Annotated in this window: 20 protein-coding genes; 9 read left to right on the top strand and 11 right to left on the bottom strand. The window is 70.2% G+C overall.

Annotated elements, in window-relative coordinates; translation table 11 throughout:
* Nucleotides 1-2: 2 nt before the first annotated feature.
* The 4 genes from ACGFU7_RS34515 to ACGFU7_RS34530 are packed head-to-tail and all read right to left on the bottom strand — an operon-like array spanning nt 3 to nt 4,852.
* A complete protein-coding gene (locus tag ACGFU7_RS34515) occupies nt 3-1,154 on the bottom strand; it encodes an XdhC family protein (protein WP_393701202.1) in 1,152 nt (383 codons plus the stop codon).
* Nucleotides 1,147-3,309 carry a xanthine dehydrogenase family protein molybdopterin-binding subunit gene (locus tag ACGFU7_RS34520; RefSeq protein WP_393701204.1) on the bottom strand — a complete coding sequence of 721 codons (2,163 nt, stop codon included), beginning with the start codon at nt 3,307-3,309 and terminating at the stop codon, nt 1,147-1,149. The genes ACGFU7_RS34515 and ACGFU7_RS34520 overlap by 8 nt, the downstream gene beginning before the upstream one ends.
* Nucleotides 3,306-4,298 (bottom strand): FAD binding domain-containing protein, encoded by a 993-nt coding sequence (locus tag ACGFU7_RS34525; protein ID WP_393701206.1) that lies wholly within the window; start codon nt 4,296-4,298, stop codon nt 3,306-3,308. Before ACGFU7_RS34525 ends, ACGFU7_RS34520 begins: the two co-directional genes overlap by 4 nt.
* Nucleotides 4,295-4,852 (bottom strand): 2Fe-2S iron-sulfur cluster-binding protein, encoded by a 558-nt coding sequence (locus tag ACGFU7_RS34530; RefSeq protein WP_393701207.1) that lies wholly within the window; start codon nt 4,850-4,852, stop codon nt 4,295-4,297. Before ACGFU7_RS34530 ends, ACGFU7_RS34525 begins: the two co-directional genes overlap by 4 nt.
* Before the next feature lie 238 nt (nt 4,853-5,090).
* Here ACGFU7_RS34530 and ACGFU7_RS34535 point away from each other — a divergent pair, with 238 nt between their 5' ends.
* Nucleotides 5,091-5,738: a TetR/AcrR family transcriptional regulator gene (locus ACGFU7_RS34535; RefSeq protein WP_393701209.1), complete on the top strand. Its 648-nt coding sequence runs from the start codon at nt 5,091-5,093 to the stop codon at nt 5,736-5,738.
* Between the two features lie 390 nt (nt 5,739-6,128).
* On the opposite strand, the gene ACGFU7_RS34540 is transcribed toward ACGFU7_RS34535, so the two are convergent.
* Nucleotides 6,129-7,913 carry a helix-turn-helix domain-containing protein gene (locus ACGFU7_RS34540; RefSeq protein ID WP_393701210.1) on the bottom strand — a complete coding sequence of 595 codons (1,785 nt, stop codon included), beginning with the start codon at nt 7,911-7,913 and terminating at the stop codon, nt 6,129-6,131.
* A gap of 196 nt (nt 7,914-8,109) precedes the next feature.
* On the opposite strand from ACGFU7_RS34540, the gene ACGFU7_RS34545 reads away from it, so the two are divergent.
* Entirely contained in the window at nt 8,110-9,123 is a 1,014-nt protein-coding gene (locus ACGFU7_RS34545; protein WP_393701212.1) for a hypothetical protein, read from the top strand.
* A 180-nt stretch (nt 9,124-9,303) separates the two neighbouring features.
* Here ACGFU7_RS34545 and ACGFU7_RS34550 read toward each other — a convergent pair whose 3' ends face one another.
* Nucleotides 9,304-9,624, bottom strand: a complete 321-nt coding sequence (locus ACGFU7_RS34550) for a TOPRIM nucleotidyl transferase/hydrolase domain-containing protein (RefSeq protein ID WP_393701214.1) — start codon at nt 9,622-9,624, stop codon at nt 9,304-9,306.
* Between the two features lie 147 nt (nt 9,625-9,771).
* Here ACGFU7_RS34550 and ACGFU7_RS34555 point away from each other — a divergent pair, with 147 nt between their 5' ends.
* Both ACGFU7_RS34555 and ACGFU7_RS34560 read left to right on the top strand, forming a co-directional pair.
* Entirely contained in the window at nt 9,772-10,401 is a 630-nt protein-coding gene (locus tag ACGFU7_RS34555) for an alpha-ketoglutarate-dependent dioxygenase AlkB (RefSeq protein WP_393701216.1), read from the top strand.
* 316 nt (nt 10,402-10,717) lie between these two features.
* Nucleotides 10,718-10,867 (top strand): hypothetical protein, encoded by a 150-nt coding sequence (locus ACGFU7_RS34560; protein ID WP_393701217.1) that lies wholly within the window; start codon nt 10,718-10,720, stop codon nt 10,865-10,867.
* A 167-nt stretch (nt 10,868-11,034) separates the two neighbouring features.
* Here ACGFU7_RS34560 and ACGFU7_RS34565 read toward each other — a convergent pair whose 3' ends face one another.
* The 4 genes from ACGFU7_RS34565 to ACGFU7_RS34580 form a co-directional block, all read right to left on the bottom strand.
* Nucleotides 11,035-11,307 carry an HPr family phosphocarrier protein gene (locus ACGFU7_RS34565; RefSeq protein WP_393701219.1) on the bottom strand — a complete coding sequence of 91 codons (273 nt, stop codon included), beginning with the start codon at nt 11,305-11,307 and terminating at the stop codon, nt 11,035-11,037.
* A gap of 50 nt (nt 11,308-11,357) precedes the next feature.
* Nucleotides 11,358-13,367, bottom strand: a complete 2,010-nt coding sequence (locus tag ACGFU7_RS34570; protein ID WP_393701220.1) for a fructose-specific PTS transporter subunit EIIC — start codon at nt 13,365-13,367, stop codon at nt 11,358-11,360.
* An 85-nt stretch (nt 13,368-13,452) separates the two neighbouring features.
* The gene (gene pfkB, locus ACGFU7_RS34575) at nt 13,453-14,400 is read right to left on the bottom strand and encodes a 1-phosphofructokinase (RefSeq protein ID WP_393701222.1); all 948 of its coding nucleotides are present in this window, start codon (nt 14,398-14,400) and stop codon (nt 13,453-13,455) included.
* On the bottom strand, nt 14,397-15,158 hold the full coding sequence (locus ACGFU7_RS34580) for a DeoR/GlpR family DNA-binding transcription regulator (protein ID WP_393701236.1): 762 nt from the start codon (nt 15,156-15,158) through the stop codon (nt 14,397-14,399). Before ACGFU7_RS34580 ends, pfkB begins: the two co-directional genes overlap by 4 nt.
* 898 nt (nt 15,159-16,056) lie before the next feature.
* Here ACGFU7_RS34580 and ACGFU7_RS34585 point away from each other — a divergent pair.
* The 5 genes from ACGFU7_RS34585 to ACGFU7_RS34605 all read left to right on the top strand — a co-directional run bounded on the left by ACGFU7_RS34585 (nt 16,057) and on the right by ACGFU7_RS34605 (nt 23,104).
* Nucleotides 16,057-16,233 (top strand): hypothetical protein, encoded by a 177-nt coding sequence (locus tag ACGFU7_RS34585; RefSeq protein WP_393701223.1) that lies wholly within the window; start codon nt 16,057-16,059, stop codon nt 16,231-16,233.
* Nucleotides 16,234-17,298: 1,065 nt separating this feature from the next.
* Nucleotides 17,299-18,414, top strand: coding sequence for an alpha/beta hydrolase family protein (locus ACGFU7_RS34590; protein WP_393701224.1), 1,116 nt, complete (start codon nt 17,299-17,301; stop codon nt 18,412-18,414).
* A gap of 132 nt (nt 18,415-18,546) precedes the next feature.
* Nucleotides 18,547-19,227 carry a hypothetical protein gene (locus ACGFU7_RS34595; protein WP_393701238.1) on the top strand — a complete coding sequence of 227 codons (681 nt, stop codon included), beginning with the start codon at nt 18,547-18,549 and terminating at the stop codon, nt 19,225-19,227.
* Between the two features lie 693 nt (nt 19,228-19,920).
* Nucleotides 19,921-22,011 (top strand): SpoIIE family protein phosphatase, encoded by a 2,091-nt coding sequence (locus ACGFU7_RS34600; protein ID WP_393701225.1) that lies wholly within the window; start codon nt 19,921-19,923, stop codon nt 22,009-22,011.
* A 577-nt stretch (nt 22,012-22,588) separates the two neighbouring features.
* Nucleotides 22,589-23,104 carry a hypothetical protein gene (locus tag ACGFU7_RS34605; RefSeq protein WP_393701226.1) on the top strand — a complete coding sequence of 172 codons (516 nt, stop codon included), beginning with the start codon at nt 22,589-22,591 and terminating at the stop codon, nt 23,102-23,104.
* Nucleotides 23,105-23,252: 148 nt separating this feature from the next.
* Here the strand turns inward: ACGFU7_RS34605 and ACGFU7_RS34610 are convergent.
* A partial coding sequence (locus ACGFU7_RS34610) for a helix-turn-helix domain-containing protein (RefSeq protein ID WP_393701228.1) occupies nt 23,253-23,443 on the bottom strand: 191 nt, incomplete at its 5' end.

Here is a 23,443-nt window from a genome sequence, read left to right on the forward strand (position 1 = left end):
GGTCACGCCGCCGCTCGGGAGTGCGCCTCGCCCTCCTCCCTCCCGCCGCCCACGTCATGGTGAATGGGCGTCCCCGAACCGGTCAGCGGAACCCCCGTCCCGCCCCGGCGCGCCGCGACGATCTCCGCCGCGATGGACAGGGCGGTCTCCTCGGGGGTGCGGGCACCGAGGTCGAGGCCGATCGGGGAGCGCAGACGGGCCAACTCGCGGTTGGTGATGCCGACTTCGCGCAGGCGCCGGTTGCGGTCCTCGTGGGTGCGGCGCGAGCCCATCGCGCCGACGAACGCGACCGGCAGCCGCAGGGCCGTCTCCAGCAGGGGAACGTCGAACTTGGCGTCATGGGTGAGCACACACAGGACGGTTCGTTCGTCGGTCGCGGTGCGCCGGAGGTAGCGGTGCGGCCAGTCGACCACGAGGTCGTCGGCCTGGGGGAAACGGACGCGAGTGGCGAAGACCGGCCGGGCGTCGCATACGGTCACGTGGTAGCCGAGGAACTTGCCCGCCCCTACGAGCGCCGTCGCGAAGTCCACGGCGCCGAAGACGATCATCCGGGGCGGCGGCACCCTCGACTCCACGAACAGCGTCACGCCGCCCGGGCAGCGCGACCCGTCCTCCGCGATCTCGACGGTGCCGGTGCGGCCGGTGTCCAGCATCGCGCGTGCCTCCGCCGCCGCCGTCCGGTCCAGTTCCGGATGTCCGTCGAAGCTGCCCTCGTACGATCCGTCGGGGTGGACGAGCAGCGCCCTGCCGAGAAGTCCGCCCGGGCCCCGGGCCACCCGGGCGAGTGCCGCTGCCTCTCCTCGGTCCGCGGCCGACACCCCTGCCTGGAATACCGGCGCGTCCGCGCGCACCGGCGTGACCAGGACTTCGATGACGCCGCCGCAGGTGAGTCCCACCGCGAAGGCGTCCTCGTCGCTGTAGCCGAACCGTTCGCGCACCGTCCGGCCGTCCTGGAGCGCCTGGACGCACAGGTCGTACACCGCCCCTTCCACGCAACCGCCGGAGACGGAACCGATGGCGGTGCCGTGACTGTCGACGGCCAGGGCGGCGCCGGGACCGCGCGGCGCGCTGCCGCGGGTGGCCACGACGGTGGCGACGGCGAAGTCCCGGCCCTCCTCGAACCAGCGGTTCAACTCCCCGGCGATGTCAAGCACTCCGGGCTCCCTCCGCCGCCCGACGCCGGGCTTCGTCCGCCGCGCGCAGGACACGGTCCGGACGGATCGGCAGGTCCCGGTGGCGTACGCCGGTCGCGTGCCACAGCGCGTTGGCGATCGCAGCGGCGACGCCCACGACGCCGATCTCGCCGATGCCCTTGATCCCGACCGGGTCGTCCGGGGCAGGGTCGTCCACCCAGTCCGCCTCGATGAGGGGCACGTCGGCGTGCGCGGCGATGTGATAGCCGGCGAGGTCGGCGCCGACGTGGCCGCCGGAGGCGCTGTCCCTGATCGCCTCCTCGTGGAGGGCCATCGACAGCCCCCAGGTCATTCCGCCGATGAACTGGCTGCGCGCGGTGAGCGGGTTGACGATGGTGCCCGCGGCGTAGATGCCGAGCAGCCGTCGTACGCGCACCTCACCGGTGGTGACATCCACCGCGACCTCGGCGAACTGGGCGCCGAAGGAGTGCCGTTCCTTCTTCGCGAGGGCGCCGATGGCCTCGGCGGTGTTCGACCGGGCGGTGATCCCCTCCGGCGGAATGCCGCCTCCCAGGGCCAAGCGCTCCCGCAGTTCGTCCGCCGCGAGCCTCACAGCCCAGGCCCAGGAACGCGTGCCCATCGAGCCGCCGGCGATCATCGCCGGGCCGAGGTCGCTGTCCCCGATGCGCACGCGGATACGGTCCGGATCCGCCTCCAGCGCGTCCGCGGCGACCAGGGTCATCGCGGTCCGTGCCCCGGTCCCGATGTCCGCCGCGTTGATCCGCACGGTGAAGGTTCCGTCCGACTCCGCGGTCACGGCCGCCGTGGACGGACCGACCCCCGAGGGGTAGGTGGCCGCCGCCGTCCCGGTCCCGAGCAGCCACCGCCCCTCACGGCGCAGGCCAGGACGCGGATCCCGGTCCGCCCAGCCGAACCTGCGGGCGCCCTCCTCGAAGCAGGCGAGCACATTGCGGCTGCTGAACGGCAGCCCGGACACGGGACCCGTCTCGGGTTCGTTGCGTGCGCGCAGCGCGATCGGGTCCATGCCGCACTTCTCGGCCAGTTCATCGAGGGCTGATTCGAGGGCGAAGGATCCCGGTGCCTCGCCCGGTGCGCGCATCCAGGTCGGGGTCGGCACGTCGAGCTGTACCAGCCGGTGAAGGGTGTGATGCGCGTCGGCGTCGTACATCACGCGTCCCAGCACGGCGCTCGACTCGATGAATTCATGCACGGTCGAGGTAAGACTCTGCGCCTGGTGATCGAACGCGCGCAGCCGGCCGTCGGCGTCGGCGCCGAGCCTGATCCGCTGCGCCGTGGGGCTGCGGAATCCGATGAGGGAGAACATTTGACGGCGGGTCAGTACGACGCGGACCGGGCGATTGAGGACGGTCGTGGCCATCACGGCGGCCACCTGGTGCGGGCTCAGCCCCTTCGATCCGAAGCCGCCGCCGACGTGTTCGGACCGCACCCGTACGGAGGCCGGATCGAGGGAGAAGAGCATCGCGAGTTCACTCGCCACCCAGGTGGTGCCCTGGTTGGAGTCGACGACGTCGAGCCGGCCGCCGTCCCAGCGAGCCGTCGCCGCATGCGGCTCCATCGGATTGTGGTGCTCCTCCGGTGTGGTGTACTCCTCGTCCACGACGACGGTGGAAGCGCCGAGTTGCGCCTCTACATCCCCCTTTTCCGTCTCGGCCTGGACCATCGGGTTGTTCTCCGGCGTGTACGCACCGGAACGGCCGGCGAAGAACGCGACGTCGTGCGGCTCCTCGTCGTATCGGACCACCAGCGCCTCGGCGGCCTCCCTGGCCTGCTCGGACGTCTCGGCCACGACCAACGCCACCGGCCAGCCCACGAAGGGCACACGGTCGTGCTGGAAGATCCCGAGGACCGGGTTCGGCTGCCCCAGCATGCCCACATAGTCGGTGTCGACGCGCGGTGCGTTCCCGTGGTGCAGCACGGTGAGGACGCCGGGCATGGCCAGGACGGGGGCGTCCTCCACGGAGCGGATACGGCCACGGGCCACGGTCGACAACACCAGCCAGCCGTGGGCGAGTTCGGCGAAGGGGATCTCTCCGGCGTAGCGGGCCGCCCCGGTGACCTTGTCGCGGCCCTCCACGCGGGTGTGGGCGGAGCCGACGGCTCCCGTCACGGCGGCGATATTGGTCGTCGTGGTCATCGGGCAGCCTCCTCGGTGAGTTCGGTCAGCTCGGCCACGACGAGGTTACGCATCAACGTCACCTTGTATCCGTTCTCGGGAAGAGCCTCGGCGGCGGCCAGTTCGGCATCCGCCGCTGCGGCGAACGCCTCCGCGCTCGCCGGGCCTCCGATCAGCACCCGCTCGGCCGCACGGGCCCGCCACGGCCGGGACGCGACCGCCCCGAACGCGAGGCGCACTTCGCGTACGACATCGTCCTGGACGTCGAGCGCGGCGGCGATCGAGCCGATCGCGAACGCGTACGAGGCGCGCTCGCGCACCTTCCGGTACCGCGAGTGGGCGGCGACCGGGGCCGGCGGCAGCGTGACGCCGGTGATCAGCGCGCCGGGCGGAAGGGCGGTCTCGATGTGCGGGGTGTCGCCCACGGGCAGATAGAACTCGGCGATCGGCAACTCGCCCGGCCCGTCCGCCGTTTCGTACGAGATGACGGCGTCGAAGGCGGCCAGCGCGACCGCCATGTCCGAGGGATGGGTGGCGACGCAGTGCTCGGAGGCGCCGAGGATCGCGTGGTTGTGGTGCTCGCCCGTGAGGGCGGGGCAACCGCTGCCGGGGGCACGCTTGTTGCACGGTTTGCTGAGGTCGGTGAAGTAGCCGCAGCGGGTCCGCTGGAGCAGATTCCCGCCGACCGTGGCCATGTTGCGCAGCTGTCCCGAGGCGCCGGCCAGGACGGCCTGCGCCAGTGCCGGGTAGTGACGCCGTACTTCGGGGTGGGCCGCGAGATCGCTGTTGGTGACGGTCGCGCCAATGTGCAGCCCGCCGTCGTGAGTGAACTCCACCTGGTCGAGAGGAAGTTCGCGTACGTCGATGAGCAGCGCGGGCCTTTCCACGCCGGCCTTCATCAGGTCGACGAGGTTGGTGCCGCCGCCGAGGAAGCGGGCGTCCGGGTCGGAGCCGAGCAGGGCGACCGCCCCGGAGACGTCGAAGACGCGTTCGTAGCCGAATTCCCTCATGCCGACGCCTCCTTGACCTCGGCCTCTGCCGCCTCTGCCGCCCGCGCGACCGCCTGCACGATCGACACATAGGCGCCACAGCGGCACAGGTTGCCGCTCATCCGCTCGCGGATCTCTTCGGCGGTGAGCGCAGGCACTCCCGCTTCGGGCCGGACATCGCCGGTCACGGCGCTCGGCCAGCCCGCCGCGTGCTCCTCGATCACCGCTAGGGCCGAACAGATCTGCCCCGGTGTGCAGTAACCGCATTGATAGCCGTCGAGGTCGAGAAAGGCCTGCTGTACCGGATGCAGCCGCTCACCATCGGCCACGCCTTCGATGGTGGTGATTGCGCGCCCCTCGGCCGCGACCGCGAGCTGAAGGCAGGAAACGGCCCGGCGCCCATCGAGCAGCACCGTGCAGGCGCCGCATTGGCCCTGGTCACAGCCCTTTTTGGTACCGGTCAGATCGAGATGCTCGCGCAGGGCGTCGAGCAGGGTGGTGCGATGGTCGACGGGCAGCGTGTACTTCTCGCCATTGATGTTCAGAGTGATGGCGCTGGACGTCGATGGGGCCATGATCAGCCTTCTTTCGCATTGCTGATGCGCGTCGAACGAGACGATCCCGGCAGACAGTCCGGGAGGGAGAGGGCGATGCGGGTCAATGACCGGTGGCGATGGGTACGGGTCGGCCACACTGGCCGGTTCTGCCGCTATGGTGGACCTAAGTGGACAGCTGTCCGGTAGTCATCGAACCTAGCGGACAGCTGTCCGGTTAGCAAGGCCGGGCTTGGCTTTGATTCCGGAAGAAGGACGAGTGCAGGAAGAGAAGAGCGCGACTCTGCGCCCGGACGCGCAACGGAATCGCGAGCGCATCCTGGAAGTCGCGCTGACCGAGCTGACGCGGTCTGCGGACGCCCCGCTGAGCGCGATCGCGAAGAAGGCGGGCGTCGGACAGGGAACGTTCTACCGAAACTTCCCCAACCGCGAGGCCCTCGTCCTGGAGGTCTACCGCCACGAGATGCAGCAGGTTGCCGACACCGCTGCCCAGCTGCTCCGAACCCGCGCACCTGACCAGGCCCTGAGGGAGTGGATGGACCGCCTGGCCCAGTACGCCATGGCCAAGGCCGGCCTGGCCGACGCGCTGCGCAAGGCCACCAGCAACTACGGAAGCCTGGCCCAGCTGGGTCACGGCCCGGTGACTCAGGCGGTCACGCTCCTGCTGAACGCGAACGAGGAAGCCGGCACCATCCGCCCGGGGCTGACCCCCGACGACTTCGTGCTCGCCATAGCCGGGCTCTGGCAGATCGACCCGCACAGCGACTGGCAGCCGCGGGCGAGGCGACTGCTGGACCTCGTGATGGACGGGCTGCGGGCGGGGGCGTCCAGAGCGGGCGGGCCTGCGACGGATGAGTCTGAGGCGGACGGGTCCGCGGCGGATGGGCCGGGGGACGGACGGACCTGAGGTGGGCGGACCTGGGCCCGGATGGGCCTGGGCCGGACGGAACCTGGGCGGGTGAAACGTGGCCCGGTCCTGTCCGCGAAGGCTGAGAGCCGGGCCCGCCGCCTGGGACAGGCGTCATCGCCGGATCAGCCGGGCGTGCGTGGCGGCCGGTGAGCCGACGTCCACCCGTCGAGCCGCGGAGAGTCGCGCTCTGGCATCCGGGACACCATCTCGTCGGGCCGTTCGATGAGCCTCTGCGGGGTCTGCCGATGCGCCTGCCATGGGATGGCCACTCCTGACGCCACTGGGCGAAGGGGCATCAGCGTCCATCCGGCCCCGCCGCAGTCGGATGCCGAAGACCGTGTCGGTGAGGCAGTCCCCATGCCAACCGTGTACGAGCTCGTTGGGGCCCTACCCCGCCGTACGTCGCATGGTGAGGGCCAGGTGGACCTGCAGCGCCTGGTCGCCGTGGCGCCACTGCGGGCCGAGCAGCGCGGAGATCCGGTCGATGCGCTGGTAGAGCGTGTTGACATGGACGTACAGGGCCGTGGCGGTCCGGCTCAGGCTGCCGTCGCAGGTGAAGTAGATGAGCGCGGTGCGCACCAGGTCGCTGCCGCGCTTCTCGTCGTGCTCCACCAGCGGGCCGATCGTGCGGCGGACGAAGCGGTCCAGTTCGTCGCGGCCCGCCGGGCCCAGCAGGATGCCGTGGATGCCGAGGTCGTCGCGGCAGGCACCCTCGCCGGCCCGGTCGAGCGCGACCAGTACGTCAAGGCAGCGGGCTGCGTCGCGGTGTGCCTCGACGACGGCCGCTGCGCCGGGTGCCGCGGGCTCCGCGCCGACCGTGACGGGGTGTCCGGTCCCGGCGGTCAGCAGTTCGGCGAGGGTACGGGCGGCGGCCCCCGGGTCTTCGGTGGCGGGCAGGACGACGACGGTGCTGCCGCCGTACTCGCCCGCGATGCCGCCGAGCCGGGTGGCGTGGCCGCCCGCCAGTTCCGTGATGCGGCGCCGCCTGCCGTGATCCCCGCCCCGGGCCACCAGCACCACATGGTCGCGCTCCAGGTCGAGGCCGACCAGCGCGGCCCGGCGGCGCAGCCCTTCGGGGTCGCGGTGCGGGGCGCCCAGCAGGTCTTCGAGAATCTCGCCGCGCAACCGCTGCTCGGCCTCCGCGACCGTACGTTCACCGAGCAGCATGAGGGCGGCCGCCTGGGCGGCCCGTTCCAGGGCGTGGATGTCGGAGGCGTCGAGTCCGCCGCGTACCAGCAGCAGCGTGCCGAGGTGTTCGTCGGCGGCGACGATCGGGGTGACACAGACGGTTCCGCGTGACGCGGAGCTGCGACGCTCTCGGGCCTGCGCCATCTCACGTACGAGGTCTGCCGGTTCGGGCGGTGCGTCGCCGGCCGAGGCGAGCGGCCGGTCCTGGGCGTCGAGGACGAGGATGCTGCCGCGCAGCACGTCGGCGAGCGCCGTGGCCAGCCCCGTCGGCCCGCCGCCGTCGAGTGCCACGGCGGTGAGCCGCTCGTGGACGGCGGCGGTCTTGCGGACCTCTTCGAAGAGAGTGGCGTTCTCGATGGCGAGGGCGGCATGGTTGGCGAGCGAGATGAGGAGGTCGACCTCGTCGGGCGAGAAGGGCCGCACCCGGCGGTTGGCGGCGAACAGCACCCCGTACACCTGATCGCCGAACTTCAGCGGCACGCCCTGGATGGCCACGAGCCCCTCGGCGCCGATGACGCCGTCCACGTACGGGGTGTGCTCGAAGCGGGCGTCGTTGGGGTAGTCGGCGGTGTGGTAGGGCACGGCCGTCGCGGCGACCAGTCCGCCGAGGCCGGTCCCGGCGGCGAGCCGGCCGGTCTTGAACCCGTCCGTCGTGATGCCGTCGGTGACGCGTACGTACGTGTCGCCCTTCTCCGGGTCGGAGAGCAGCAGATAGGCGACATCGGTGCCGATGAGGGTGCGGGCGCGGCTGACGATGGCCTGCAGGACGTCCTCGAGGTCGCGCAGCGAGGCGAGGTCACCGGCGGTCTCGTAGAGCGCGGCGAGCGCTGCCTCCCGGCGACGGTGGGCCGCGAGCCGGGAACGTATCTCCAGTGCTTCGTCGACGAGCGGCGGTTCTGCGGCTACAGCACGCAACGCCGCCTCGTCGGCCTCCTCGCGCAGCAGGCGGAGCAGAGTACCGGTGGTCGCTGGCGTCGTCGTCACCCGGCCAGTGATACCGCACCGTTGCCGCCGTGCACCCCGGGCGACGGAGAGAATCTCCACTCATCGGCCGTCGACGACGTGGCGCACCTCCATTTCCCGCAGGGCGGTGTACGGCCAACGATGGCCCCGTCCGTCTCCGTACCCCCGACTTCCGACCCCCGTTCCCTGAACGGATCCCAGTGAAGGAGAGCGCACGATGAAGTTCCGCTCCCTGCGGGCCGCCGCTGTCACCCTGGCCGCCGCCCTGGCCGCGGCCCTGGGGCTCACCGCCCCCGCCCACGCGGGCGAACCGGGCCTTCCCCGGCTCAACATCACCGATACCTACGTCACCGGAATCTCCTCCGGCGGATTCATGGCCTCGCAGCTCCAGGTCGCCTACTCCGGCACCTTCAAGGGCGCGGGAATCGTCGCCGCAGGCCCGTACTACTGCGGCAAGGGAGGCATCGTCGTCGGTCTGATCGCCTGCGGTACGGGGCTGATCTCCACCGATCCCGAGGGCATCGAGCAGATCGCCCGCCGCTGGTCGGCCGAGGGACGGATCGACCCCGTGTCGAACCTGGCGGGCAAGCCCGTCTACACGTACCACGGCACCCAGGACCCCCTCGTCCGGACCTCGGTGAGTGACGAAGGGGTGCAGTTCTACCGGGACTTCGGGGCCCGGACCGCGTACCACGACACCGATCCGGCAGGGCACGGCTGGCCCACCCCGAACGCCCCGCTGAGCTGTGGCACCACGTTCTACCCGTTTCTGATCAACTGCGGCAACGACCCGCAGGGCGAGATGCTCGGCCATTGGCTGGGGCAGGTGAACGCACCGGCCGCCTCGCAGTCGGGCACTGTCAGCCGGTACGACCAGAACCGCTATGTGCCGGGCGGTCTGGCCCAGTGGTACAGCATGGGCAGCAGCAGCTTCCTCTACACGCCGGACTCCTGCGCGGCAGGGGCCGCCTGCAAGCTGGTCGTCGCACTGCACGGCTGCCTGAGCGACAACAAGTTCGTGGGTGACCGGTTCGCCCGTGAGTCCCATCTCAACGAGTACGCCGACACCAACAACCTGGTGATCCTCTACCCGCAGACCGACATCAGCCTCCTGCGCGGCAACCCGCAGGGCTGCTGGGACTGGTGGGGGTACACGGGCAGCGACTACGCCCAGAAGTCGGGACCGCAGATGCGCGCCATCCTGAGCGAGGTGCATGCGCTCGGAGGCTGACCGGATCAAGCGGGACACGTACGCAGCGGGTGGTGGCTGCCATGCAGCCACCACCCGCTGCGCCCTTCCCGGCATGGATCGCATGCGGCAGGCGCTACAGCGCAAATGGCACGGGTGAACGCCCCGACTCGGGCGCCGCCGGTGCCTGTTCTCCTTCTTACCGCTGTGGTGCCCGTCCCTTCATGACCGGCGATGCAGCTTCCCCGCACCACCCCGCAACCACCACCCTCGAAATCGAGACCGCTGGTGGCCAGGGACCGTGACATCGAGCCCGCCGGGGCCGCGCAGGGCGAGGAATCTCCTGATGCTCATCGCGCCACCCAGCGGCAGGACCGAGACGCCCTTCGCGTCGAGCCTGGGCCCTCGGCGATCGGCCAGTGCTTCGAGCGCGGCCAGGTCGCCGTCACCCTCCACCAGGACGACCTTGCGCACCCCGGCGTCGGCGGCCGGCTCACGGGCGCATCGCAGGCAGGTCCGCCGCCCACTCCGCCGGCTGCCCACGCGAGGGCCACCAGGCGAAGCGCCTCGTCTCCTCCACCCGTCCCAGTCTCGAAGCACCCATCAGCGACACCTGGGCGCCCACGGAAGGCAGAGGCACGCCATCTTGTTAAATAGTGCACATGTTCGAATGCGAGGTATGCTGCATGCATGGCATCGCACCAGCTCCAGGGGTCTCTGTTCGATCAGAGCGACGACGTGCGTCTACGCCCACTGGACGGGCTCCGCAGAACAGGGCTCGGCGACGGCGCCTGGATCGACCTCCTGCCGGGCTGGCTGAGTGGCGCCGACGCTCTGTTCGAACAGCTGGCCACGGACGTTCCCTGGAAGGCCGAGCGACGCCAGATGTACGAGCGGGTCGTGGACGTCCCGCGCCTGCTCGCCTTCTACCGCGTCGGCGAACCGCTGCCGCACCCCGTCCTCGACGAGGCGCGGCAGGCACTCTCCGCGCACTACGCCGCCGAGCTCGGCGAACCCTTCACCACAGCAGGCCTGTGCCACTACCGCGACGGGCGCGACAGCGTGGCCTGGCACGGCGACCGCATCGGCCGGGGGGCCCGCGAGGACACGATGGTCGCCATCCTCTCCGTGGGAGCGCCCCGCGACCTGCTGCTGCGCCCGCGCCGCGGCGGCGATGTCGTGCGGCGGCCGCTCGGACACGGCGACCTGATCGTGATGGGCGGCTCCTGCCAGCGGACCTGGGAGCACGCCATCCCCAAGACCGCGCGGGCCGCGGGAGGACGCATCAGCATCCAGTTCCGGCCGCAGGGGGTGCAGTGACCCTCGTCTCGCCGATGCCGAGATCCCGGCATGAAGCAACTGACGTTCGGCCTCATGAGTACCGACGGAGCGGATGTCATGCACGCCGGATCTGCCCGCTCCACGCGATCGGGGCCGCCCTGTCGGAAACGTCCTGGCAGCGCCGCCGCACCCGTCACGCCAGGCGCGCCGAGGCGACCGCGCCCGAAGCCGTCCAGCGGCAGGTGGTCGAGGCCGAGCACGACACGGTGAGTGAGGCATAGGGCACTACCTGACCGACAGGCCGGCGGTTGGCGAGCGTCCACTGTTCAGCGACGGCAGCGTTCACGAGACCGCGGTGTTCCTCGACGCCCTGGCCGATGCGGACGACGCCCGCCGCAGCGGTGACCACGTCGCCTACAAGACATCCGTATTCGTACTGAGCAAGGCGTGGCGAACCGCCGATGCGCGCTCCCGCCGAGCCGACCTGCCCGGATCCGGAGCGTGAGCAACAAGAACGACGCCGGGCCGCACGAGCGGTGGCCTCCGCGGGCAAAGGCCCCGGGTGATGAAGCTGCCGGGAACAACCATCACGGCGTCCAGACCTGACTTCCCGACAACGCCCGCCGTCCCCGGAGCCGTTGCGCGCTCGGGGGACGGCAGGGACCGCTGATGTTACGGCGTGGCATCGAGGTCGCGGGCGAGGAGCGCGGCCAGCTCCTCGACCGCGGCTTCCGCGCCGTCGCCCTCCGCGGCCAGCACCACCGAATCGCCGTGCTGGGCCGCGAGGGCGAGCACGGAGAGCAGACTCCGGGCGTCGACCGCGCTCTGACCGTCCCGGCCGATGGTCACCTTGACCGGCTGCCGGGATGCTGCCTGGACGAGCAACGATGCCGGGCGGGCGTGCAGACCGCTGAGGGAACCTACGGCGACGGTGCGCTGATGCATGGTGAACTCTCCTGTGTGGTGGTGGGGGAGCGGGGTTACGGGGAAGTCCGTCAGGCGGCGACGGAGATCTTGGGGTCTTCGGTCGTCGGGGCCGGCGCCTCCGTCGTCCTGCGCATCCCCTTGAGGAGGACAACCAGGGCCGTCGCGACCGCCGTACCGGCGGCGATGGCCAGCAGGTAGAGGAACGGATCGCCGATGAGCGGCACCACGAAGATGCCACCGTGCGGGGCGCGCAATGTGCAGCCGAAGGCCATCGACAGCGCACCGGTCACCGCGCCGCCGGCCATCACCGACGGGATCACCCGGAGGGGGTCGGCCGCCGCGAACGGGATCGCACCCTCGCTGATGAAGGACGCGCCCAGGACCCAGGCCGCCCTGCCGTTCTCCCGCTCGGTCTTGCTGAACAGCCTGCCGCGCACGGTGGTTGCGAGCGCCATGGCCAGCGGCGGCACCATGCCGGCCGCCATCACCGCAGCCATCACCTTGAGGCTGCCGGGCGTCGGGTCGGCCAGGCCGCCGACCGCGAAGGCGTACGCCACCTTGTTGAGCGGCCCGCCCATGTCGAAGCACATCATCAGGCCGAGGACGATGCCGAGAATGATTGCGTTCGAACCGGAGAGCCCGTTGAGGCCGTCGGTCAGGGCTCGTTGGAGCGAGGCGATCGGCTTGCCGACAACGATGAACATCAGGAATCCGACGACCACCGAGGCGATCAGGGGAATCACCAGCACCGGCATGATGCCGCGCAGCGTGGGATGGACCTTCACCCGTTGGATCGCCATCACCACCGCACCGGCCAGCAGACCCGCCGCGAGGCCGCCGAGGAAGCCCGCGTTGATGGTGAGTGCGATGGCGCCGCCGACGAACCCGGGGACGAGCGCGGGCCGGTCCGCCATGCCGTACGCGATGTACCCGGCCAGCACCGGCACCAGGAAGGCGAATGCGGCGGTGCCGATCTGGTTGAGCAGAGCGGCCCAGCTGTCGGCCTCTCCCCAGACGAAGTGGTCCGCGACGGACTTGGCACTGGCGATTTCGTAGCCGCCGATGGCGAACGACAGCGCGATGAGGAGGCCGCCTGCGGCGACGAACGGCACCATGTAACTGACGCCGGACATCAGGTAGGTCCGCAACCGGATCCCGAAGTGTGCGTGGTCACCGCCGGTCGCGGCTCCGCCGTCCTGCTGAGCGGCGCCGCCCGCGAGGGTGCTGGTCTCGCCGTGCTCCGCCTTCCGCCTGGCTTCGGCGATCAGCGCGGCAGGCCGGTTGATCCCTGCCTTGACCCCGGTGTCGACGATGGGCTTGCCGTCGAACCGTGCCTTCTCGCGCACCTCGACGTCATGCGCCCAGATGACCGCGTCGGCGGCGGCGATGAGCCCTGGATCGAGCCTCTCGAACCCGGCCGATCCCTGCGTCTCGACGTCGAGCACCACGCCTTCGGCGCGGGCCGCGGCGGCCAGCGACTCGGCGGCCATGTAGGTGTGTGCGATGCCGGTCGGACATGACGTGACGGCGACGATCCGGAAGGGTTCGTCGGCCGGTGCAGGGCTGTCCGCGGCAGGGCCGTCCGCTGCCGCACCGGCCGAGGGCGAGGCGTCCGGAGCCGAGCCGGCCGGAACGGCCTCCTCGCCGCGGATCAGGGCCGCGGCCGCGCCCGGGGCGCGCTCCGCGCGCAGTGCGCCCGTGAAGTCCGGGTCCATCAGCCGTCGTGCCAGGGCGGAAAGGATGGTGAGGTGGTCGTCGTCGGCCCCGGCCGGCGCCGCTATCAGGAAGATCAGATCGGCGGGGCCGTCCGCCGCACCGAAGTCGATGCCCCGCTCGCTGCGGCCGAACGCGAGCGTGGGCGCGGTGACATGCTCGCTGCGGCAGTGCGGGATGCCGATGCCGCCGTCCAGACCGGTCGGCATCTGTGCCTCACGGGCGGCGACATCGGCGAGGAAGCCGTCGAGGTCGGTGACGCGGCCCTCGGCGACCATCCGCTCGGCGAGCGACCGGGCGGCGTCGTACTTCGTCTCGGCGGACAGATCGAGATCGACCAGTTCCGCGGTGATCAGTTCATTCATCGCGGGGCTCCTTGCTCGTGGACCGTCCTGTGGGCGGCTCGGGGGGACTCGGGGCGGTGCGGGCTGGGCCGCGGATGCACGGCAGTCATGAAGTCGGCTCCGTCAGGGGTCGGTCCAGGGGGATGCCGGTGGTCGTGGTGACCGCCGACAGGTCGAGTTCCTCGGGGGTCGGCATGACGCTGCCCGGCAGCTGCACGGCCGCCGCGCCGTGGGCGACCGCCGCGGCGAGCGCGGCCGGGCCTCTCCCACCCGCGGCGAGGAATCCCGCGAGGGAGGCGTCGCCCGCTCCGACATTGCTGCGGACTGCGTCCACCCGGGCGCTGCCGAAGTGCGTACCCGTACCGTCCACCAGCAGCTGCCCGTCGGCCCCGAGGCTGGCCAGAACGGACCGGGCACCGCGCTCGCGCAGCTCCTCCGCCGCCTTCACGGCATCGCCCACCGTCGCCAGCGGGCGACCGACGGCCTCGGCGAGCTCCTCCGCGTTCGGCTTGATCACATCGGGGCGCTCCCGCAGCGCCGCGGTCAGCGCCGCGCCGGAGGTGTCGAGGGCGATCCGGGCCCCGGCGCGGTGGCTCCGGGCCACCAGCTCGGCGTACCACTGCGGGGGCAGCCCGCGCGGCAGACTGCCGCAGCAGGCGATCCAGTCCGTGGCCGCAGACCGGGTCTGTACGGCATCCAGCAGGGCCTCTGCCTCGGCCACGGTGATCTCCGGGCCCACCGCGTTGACCTTGGTGAGCGTGCCGTCGGGTTCGACGAGCGTGACGTTGATACGGGTGCTGCCGGCGATCGGCACTCCGGCCGCCTCGATGCCGTGCTCGCCGAGCAGCCGGGCGAGCAGTGCGCCCTCAGGCCCGCCGAGCGGTGCGACAGCGATCGTACAGTGGCCGGCTGCCGCGACCGCACGCGAGACGTTGATGCCTTTGCCGCCGGGGTCGACTCGGTCGTCCGTGGCCCGCAGTACGGCTCCGCGGGTCAGCCCGGGCAGCTCGTACGTACGGTCCAGGCTTGGATTGGGGGTGACGGTGAGGATCATGCGCGTACTACTTCCGTGCCCTGGCCCTCGATGGCGAGGGCGTCGTCGGAGCCGAGTCCGGTGTCCGTGATGAGCAGATCGACCTGCGCGAGATCGCCGAAGCGGGCGAAGTGTTCCTGGCCGAACTTGGCGGAGTCGGCCAGGAGCACGACCCGCCGGGCGGCAGAGATCATTGCGCGCTTGACGGCGGCCTCGGCCAGGTCCGGCGTGGTCAGACCGCCCTTCGGCGAGAAGCCGTTGGTGGCGAGGAAGACGACATCGGCGTTGATCTCGCTGTAGGCGTTCAACGCCCAGGCATCGACGGCGGCGCGGGTACGGTGCCGGACCCGGCCGCCGACGAGATGCAACGCGATGCCGGGGTGGTCGGCGAGCCGGGCGGCGACCGGCAGCGCATGGGTGACCACGGTGAGGTGGGCGTCGAGCGGGATGGCCGCAGCCAGCCGGGCCGCTGTGCTGCCCGCGTCGATGATTACGCTGCCGTCGGTGGGGAGCTCGCCGAGCGCGGCGGCCGCGATGCGCTCCTTCTCATCGATGGCCACCGCATCGCGCTCGGCGAGCTCGGGCTCGAAGTCGAGCCGCCCGGCCGGAATCGCACCGCCATGGACGCGCCGCAGCAGCCCGGCCCGGTCCAGGGTCTTCAGATCGCGCCGCACGGTCTCGGCGGTGACCTGGAACTCCTCGGCCAGGGACAGCACATCGACCCGGCCGCTCTCACGGGCGAGGCGGAGGATTGCTTGCTGCCGCTCCGGTGCATACATGTTGTTTTGGATCCGTTCCATGCCCGACTGTGTGGTTTCGCGGTCAGGTTACGCCCATGGTTCGGCGATGTAAACAGACTCGGGCATGTATGGGCCTGAACGGACACCGGAACGGACACGTGGTGCCGGCACCGCCGTCGTCGGGTTCACTGTGCAAGGCACGCGGTCGGCGAGCACGGTGACCGGTCGGGAAGTCGGAGCGCGGTCGCCGCCCGGGCCCGAGGCCGACACGGTCCCCACACCACTGTCACCAGCAACTGGCCGGCAAAGGCAGAGCCCCGAAAGGACTGCTTCGCGACTTTGGGCCCCAATTGAGGATTCGGGCCGCTCCTGCCCGTCAAGGGCGCCTTCGACGGCGCTGGGCGCTGGGCTTCGTCCAGCCCGGACAGCTCATGCCTGCCCAAGTACGGGCCGGTTGTCGGGCGAATCCGGGGGTGAGGCGTTCCACTGCAGGGCAGCGCGCTGTGAGTGAGGAACCCAGGTGAGTAGGTCCTCCGCGTTCAGGCACAGCAGCTCGTCCGCTCGTGGGGCCGGCCTCCATCACGCGGTCCAGGCTGTCGCCCACATGCGCAATCTCGCCCCGACCACGTGACCAGAACCACCGAACCAGGCACTGACCTGCCGGAACGCAGCCTTCTGCAACACGCTTCAGGTTTGTTGCGAAAGTGAATCATGTTCATGAATGATCACGCGCCGTGGTGCCGGGTGCGGGCTACGAGGTGTCATCCCGGCCGACGGGGCGGTGACGAACAGCTGCAGCCGGACAGCGTCCTCGCCCTCGCGCCCCCAGAACGGCGGCCTCGGCCACCAGTACGAGTTGCCCGCGGCCGAGGACGAGCAAGGCGACCCGAGATGACCGGCCTCCGTCCGCTGCTACGGCTTCGATATCGGACGCCCCGTGCAGTGGGGGACGAAGCCCTGGAGTCGGCCGAGCTGCGACGCCCGGCCCTCGCCGCCCCCCCCGCACGTCGACCGTGATGTCCTCGCCGGGCAGGTCTGCCACGCGTACGTGGCCCAGCGAATCGACGAGGCAGCTGCCTTCAACTACATCGAGAGCAGCGGCAGGCCCACCTGAATATCGATTGGTTCCGCGTGGCCGCCGACCTGGGCCGTACCGCTGATAAGCAGACTTCGTGCCGGATCGAGAGTGAGATCGACGGTGACGTCGCCGTGCTCGTGGAGGTACGGGGCCGACGTCGTGCAGGTCGGACATGATGTCGTCGACCTGCACGGTCGCCTCGTAGCGGACAGCAAGCCTGTCGTATCTCGTGGTCACGGCCCGGTGGCGCTTGAGGCGATTGATCCCACACTCGACCGCAGGGCGCTTGCGGTAGTCGACCGGGTCGAATTTCGGCGGCCGGCGACCCCGGGAACCGCGTTTCTTGCGGTTGCGGACCTGGTCCGCGGGGACCGGGATCGTCGCCTTGATGCCGCGTCGGCGCAGGCAGGCGCGGTTCTTGCGGGAGTCGTACGCCTTCTCCGCCCGGACCCGGTCCGGGCGCGTGCGGGGCCGCGGCACCCCGAGCCGGGGCACCCGGATCGCCTCCAGGGCCGGCTCGAACTGCGGGGATCGCCGCGCTGTCCGGCTGTGACCACGACGGAGAGAGGTTTTTGGCCCTGCTCAACGGCAAGATGAATCTTGCTGGTCAGTCCGCCCCGGGAACGTCCGAGCCCGTGGCCGGCCGGCTCGACGGCGATGCCGCCGGGTGGCTCCCCCTGCAGACTTCGTCCATGGCGGCTGGCCGAGGCGGAGGACCACCTTGCGGCGCGGCAAGCCTCGCCGCCGGTTCCTGGCCCCGGCGGCGCGCATCCGACTTCCGGCGTCCACCGCACGCCATGGCAACCCGGAGAACGGGTAGGGGATACCCCCGGCCATACCCTGAGGTCGTGTCCGCGGCCTGTCGCTGCCGCTGTCGTAATGCCAGTCTCGGTTGGCGATCTTCCAACCATCGGCTGTCGGCGAGGGACCCGTATGAGTGCAATGACGTGCCGCCCAACACGCCGCTCGGTGCTGACAGCGGCGGTGACGGCGGGACTCCTACTCGCCCCCGGGGGAACGGCTGAGGCTGACGGCCGCACTCTCGGAGGCGCTCCGGCGGCGCAGGCCACGCGGACGACCGCCGGGCATCGGAAGGGCCGGGTGCAGCTGACCCTCCCGGCGCCGACCGGCCGGCGGCGCATCGGCACGACGTCACTGCATCTGATCGACCCTTCACGTCGGGACCCGTGGACTTCGCCCCGATCGCCACGCGAACTCATGATCAGCCTCTGGTATCCGGCCCGGCATACACACGGCCACCAACACGCGCCCTGGCTCCCGCCGGCGGCGAAGGCACTGTATCGGCGGCAGGTCAGCCAACAACTGCAGACGTCGCTGGACGACGTCGACTTCCCGGCGACCCACGCCTACGAAGGCGCTTCGGTCGAGGCACGCCTCCATGGCCATCCGGTCGTACTCTTCTCCCCGGGATACCGCGCGGAGCGCGAGCTGTGCACTGCGCTGGTCGAGGACTTGACCAGCCGAGGCTACGTGGTCGTCACCATCGACCACACCTACGACAGTCAGATCGTGGAGTTCCCCGGCGGCCGGCTGGAGTTGGGCCGGCAACCGGCGCGGCCGACTGATGACGACATCGCAATGGCGTTGCAAGTCCGCCAGGACGACACGCGGTTCGTACTGAATGAGCTTGCCATGCTGAACGCCGGGCGAAATCCCGACGCCGAGCGCCGACGGTTGCCCCGCGGCCTTCGAGGCTCTCTCGATCTGTCCAAGGTCGGCATGTTCGGGCACTCGCTCGGCGGTGACACGGCTGGGGAGACCATGGCGGAGGATCGCCGCATCCTCGCCGGTGTCAACCTGGACGGCAGCTTCAACGGGGCCGTCGCCACCACCGGCCTGGACCGCCCCTTCCTGCTGATGAGCAATGCCGACCACGGACGCGCCAACGACCCTTCCTGGGCAGAGTTCTGGTCACACCTGCGCGGCTGGCGCCTCGACCTGCGCCTGCGCGCCTCCGGACATCAGACCTACACCGACGTGTCCCCACTGGTACAGCAGTTGGAAAAGGCGCTTCCGATCCCGCCGGAGGTGGTCGCCAACATGACCACCCTCATCGGCACGATCAGCGCCGACCGGGCCATTGCCGCCGAACGCGCCTACCTGGGCGCCTTCTTCGATCTTCATCTGCGTCACCACGACAACCACCTCTTGTCCAAGCCGTCCTCGCGATACCCCGATATCGAGTTCGTTGCCTGAGAGACAGCGTCCTCATCCGGCCGCAGCCATCACAAAAGCGCAGTCAGACCAGTCCAGTTGGCCAGTGAGCGTGACTGCTGGCCAGCAGTGGGCGAGGGGGAGGCTGTCAGTAGCGTCCGATTGGATGGCCGCATGACTGTTCACAATGTTGCTCGATGTCTCCCTGATGTCCCGGCGCTCCGGGAGCTTTGCCGGTCGATGGCCATGGTGGAGGCAGTGCTGAACCCGGACGGTGAGCGGTACTACTCGTTCAGCGCGACATGGTCGGAGACGGAGGAGGTTGCCTCGATGCGCAACGGCTCCGGTGATGAGTTCGACATCGTCTTTTCCCCCGCGGGGGCGTACATCCGCGGCTTCGACCACGAGTCCCCGATGAGCCCGTACGTCAATGATGTCCCGTGGCCCGGGGTGGTGGACTCGGTTCCGGATGCGTTCCGGCATTGCGTCGTGGAGCCGGCCTTCACGGACGATGGCGTACCCAGTGTGACCGCCTGCATATGGCGTGAGGCAGGCAGCGACCGGTGGCAGGCAGGAGAAATCGACTTCCCGGAGGGCCGCACGGATCCTGATGGTGCCGGATGGCTCTTCCAGTTGCTGACCGATCCGACGCCGGAGGCGTTCCAAAGGTTCGCCGAGGACTACTACGAAACCGAGGTCGACATGGACGCAGTGCGCCACGCATACGCCCTCCACCCCCTCAGTCAGGAGATGATCCGCGCCCTGAACAGCACGATTTCTTTGGCCGTTGTCGCTGATGAAGCCTCCGCGATCGGCTATGCCGTCGAAGCTGACCTGTTGCATGGTGCGGACTGAGACGTCCAATGCCTCGGCTGTGAGCACAGAGCCGGCCACCAGCAGCGCCGCAGTGATCCCAGCGCCCGTCTTACTGCGCAGTAGCCGCCGGGCCGGTCCCGCCTTTGTGTCCGGGCTCGCGGGGGTGCCTTTCTGGGGCGGCCAGGATGTGAGGCATGTGCTCTGGCATGGGGCATCGGGTGTTCCTTCTGCTCCACGTTTGCTCAGCAGTCCCGGTTCCTGTCTGCTCCCGCCGATGCTGTGGTCTGTGTCTGCTGGTCCGAGCCGGACGAAACGACGACGACGGCCTGGCGTGACGGTCGCCGTCTGGTGACTGTCACGGAGGAAGTCATCTGCGGTTTGATGACCGGAGTGGAGATCCCGGCCGGCCTGGCCCGCGAAACCGGAGTGCTGAGCCAGTACCTCGCCAACAATGAAGACGGCTCGGCTGTCTCGACCCGAACGGCACAACGCATACCTGAGCTCATCCAGCGCAGCCTGGATGCCGCCTTGGCCGTCCTTGCTGACGGCACTCCCGCACCGGCCCGAGACGATTCCCCTCATGCCGGTTCCTCCTGTGCCTTCCCCACCCGTCAGGGCCTCTCGCGCGGTGGCCGGTAGCGCCGGGAGAGAGGATGGAAGACGGATGAGAGGCCCGGTGGGAGGGTCACGCAGAGTCGAGCACAGCCGTATCTTTTGGAGAAGAGGTGCCTCATGGGTGCCACTGATGCGTTCCCGGAGGGCGGCTCTGCCTCGCTGGAGGTTGCCCCGTCCGAGCCGGGTGGGCTGCTGGACGTGCTGGGTGTGGCGGCGGTGGTGCTGGACGGCGCGGGACGGATCGCGTTGTGGAGTCCGCAGGCCGAGGAGCTGTTCGGCTGGACCGCGGAACAGGCGCTGGGCCAGTTCGCGGCCCAGCTGCTGGTGGCCCCGGAGCACTTCGATCTCGTCCTGCACCTGTTTGCGCAGGTGATGAGCAGCGGTGAGAGCTGGGCCGGGGCGTTTCCCGTGCGGCACAAGGACGGCAGTACGCGGCTGGTGGAGTTCCGCAACATGCGGCTGCTGGACGAGCACGGACAGTCATACGCCCTGGGTATCGCCACCGATCAGGCCACTTTGCGGGAGGTGGAACGGGATCTGGCGCTGTCGGTGCGGCTGGTGGCCCAGTCCCCGATCGGCCTGGCCGTCTTGGACACCAACCTGAGGTACGTGATGGTCAACCCGGCGCTGGAGTGTCTCAACGGCCTGCCGGCTGCTCAGCACATCGGCCGTGATGTCTACGAGGTCCTGCGGTTCCTGGACGATCCGGGGGCCGCCGCGTCGATGATGCAGCAGGTTCTGGACACCGGCAGACCGCTGGTCAACCAGTTCGTCGTGGGCCGGTCACCGACCGTTCCTGGCGCTGACATCGCCCGGTCGGCGTCGTACTACCGGCTCGAGGATCCGGCCGGGCGGGTCCTGGGTGTGGCGGCGTCGGTGGTGGATGTGACTGAGCAGCACCGCGCCGGCCTGGAGGCGGCCGCTGCCCGCAAGCGGCTGGCGATCATCGCCCAGGCCTCGGTGATGGTGGGCACCACCTTGGATGTGGAACAAACCGCCCGGGAGCTGGCCGACACCCTGGTGCCCGAGCTGGCAGACCTGGCCGCCGTCGACATCCTCGACGCGGTCCTCGACGACCGGCAACCAGACCCGGTGTCCCCCGGGGCGCCAGCCCTGTTCCGGGCGCTGGCAGTCACCGCTGCCTATCCCACCGACGCCGTCTACGCGGCAGACCCGACCGGGCACATCGCCGCCTATGATGCCAGCCGTCTCATCACCCAGTGTGTGACCACCGGCCGCCCCGTCCTGGTGAATCGGGTGACTGAAGCGGATCTGCGGCACATCGCCGCCGAGCCGCGGGGAGCCGCGCTCCTGGCCCAGGCCGGCCTGCACGCCTATCTGGCCGTGCCGCTGATCGCCCGCGGGGAAGTCCTGGGCGCCATGGACCTGTGCCGCACCCGCAACCCGCTGCCGTTCGACCCCGACGATGTCGTCCTGGCCGGTGAGCTGGCTGCCCGTGCTGCGGTGTGCATCGACAATGCCCGCTCGTACCAGAACCAGCGCCGCACCGCCCTGACCCTGCAGCGCCACCTCATGACCCGCCGGCTGCCTCAGCCGACCGGCCTGGAGATCGCCTACCGCTACCAGCCCGCCCAGGCCTCCGCGGAGGTCGGCGGTGACTGGTTCGACGCCATCTCCGTGGCGGGCGACAAGACCGCCCTGGTCATCGGCGACGTGATGGGCAGCGGTATCAACGCTGCCGCGACCATGGGACAGCTCCGCACCGCTGCCCGTACCCTGGCCGACCTCGACCTTGACCCCGCGCAGGTCCTTCTCCACCTCGACCACATCGCCGGCGGCCTCGACCCCGGCTTCGCCACCTGCATCTACGCCGTCTATGACCCGCAGTGCATGCAATGCCGCATTGCCCTCGCCGGCCACCTACCGCCTGTCCTGACCCGACCCGGCCGGCCGCCCGAACTTGTTGACCTGCCCACCGGAACTCCGCTCGGCGTCGGCGTCGCCGCGTTCGAACAGACCACCCTGCAGCTCGATGCCGGCGACCAGCTGCTGCTGTACACCGACGGTCTCGTCGAAACCCGCGACCAGCCCATCGACACCCGCCTGAACACCCTTCTCGACCTCCTCGCCGAGCCGCAGCGGACACTGGAAGCCACCTGCGACCATCTCCTGGGTGCGCTGCGTCATCAGGACGACCACGACGACGTCTCGCTGCTCATCGCCCGCGCACATGCCCACCGGCCGTGATCACTGGCGCATCCCAGCCGCGCCCTGCCACAGAGCGGTTCGAACCTGCTGACCGTCAAGGCGAAACACCGCCCAACTGCCCCGTGCTGCTCGGCGGTGTATCCGGGGCCGTCGCGTCTGCTGGACCGGTAACCGGAGTGCGGCTGCTTCTTTGCTGCCCAGCCAGGCATCGTCGCCGTCGGCCACGGTCGGCCGAGCTGCTCGCGCGGACGTGTGGTCATTGTGCCGTTGTCCGGACTGTGAAGCACTGTGCCTGCTGCCCGAGGTGCGCGGCACTGATGGCGGAGCGCGGGGTGGCGCGCCGCGGTGCACCGAGGAGCCGGAAAGACTTGTCTTCGGGGCGCCGGGATGGTTGCCACGCCCAGTGAATGTCAGGGCCAAGCTCACGCGGAGTGCGTGACTGCTGCAGTCGTCGGTTACGGAAATATCCGCATTATGTGACGTGGGCCGAAGCCTTCGCCGGAGCCGGGGCGGGTGCTTGAAAGTGTGGGTACTTGGCGGCTTGTCGGGCCGGGGCCCGCACCGCGCGGCATGGCTCTGACCTGGGCCTGAGCGCCTCTACTTGAGGGGACATCACGTGTCTGCCTCTCGTACCGTCTGCCGTCTTGTCGCTCCCGGTCTGGCGGCCGGTTCCGTCGTCGCAGTGGTGGCGATGCCGGCGTCCGCAGACGACGGGCACGACCGTCACCACCAGGCGTACTCGCATGTCGTGCTCGGTGGCATCCAGTACAACGGCCCGGGCCGTGACGACTACTCCAACCGCTCGCTGAACGGGGAGTGGGTGGCGACCGAGCTGTGCTGCCCCGCCGCCTGGCAGCGGCTGCCGACCCATTGGGCCCAACCAATGGCCGCGCCGCGTGCGGCAACAGCGGGAGCCGGGCAATGTGGTTGGCGGAGCCCGCCCGGGAGCCCTTCGCACGTCGACCGGGCGGGCCATGCCATTGCAGTCGGGTGCTGTCCGGAGCGGCGCGTGGCGCCTGAGCCGTGTTGGGCCCGCACCCATTTCGACGAGGCTCCGCGCGGCCGCGGACCGATCGCGACCCATGATTCCGCAACATCCCTGCATTACCCGCTGCGCGGCAACGGCATGTAGTTCCCTGCACGACCACGAGTGCGTCGTACTTGGCGAAACCCGCCAACTGAACGGCTCAGTCGCAAGTTGTTTGTACCGAAGTCACAGAGGCGGCTGTGTTGCCACCGAGGTCCTCTGCGCGTGGGATGCAAGTGCGGGCGGCCTGCGCTCAACTGACCGTCCCGGTATGGGCGTACCGGCCCGGGGTGATGCCCACGACCCGCTTGAAGTGCCGGGTGAGGTGGGACTGGTCGTAGAAGCCGATGGCGGTCGCTACTTGGCCCGGCGGCTGTCCGTCGAGGAGCAGACGGCGGGCCAGGTCGACGCGGCGGGACGTCACGTACTGGTGGGGTGCGATGC

Source organism: Streptomyces sp. NPDC048473, assembly GCF_043200155.1.
Taxonomy (GTDB): domain Bacteria; phylum Actinomycetota; class Actinomycetes; order Streptomycetales; family Streptomycetaceae; genus Streptomyces.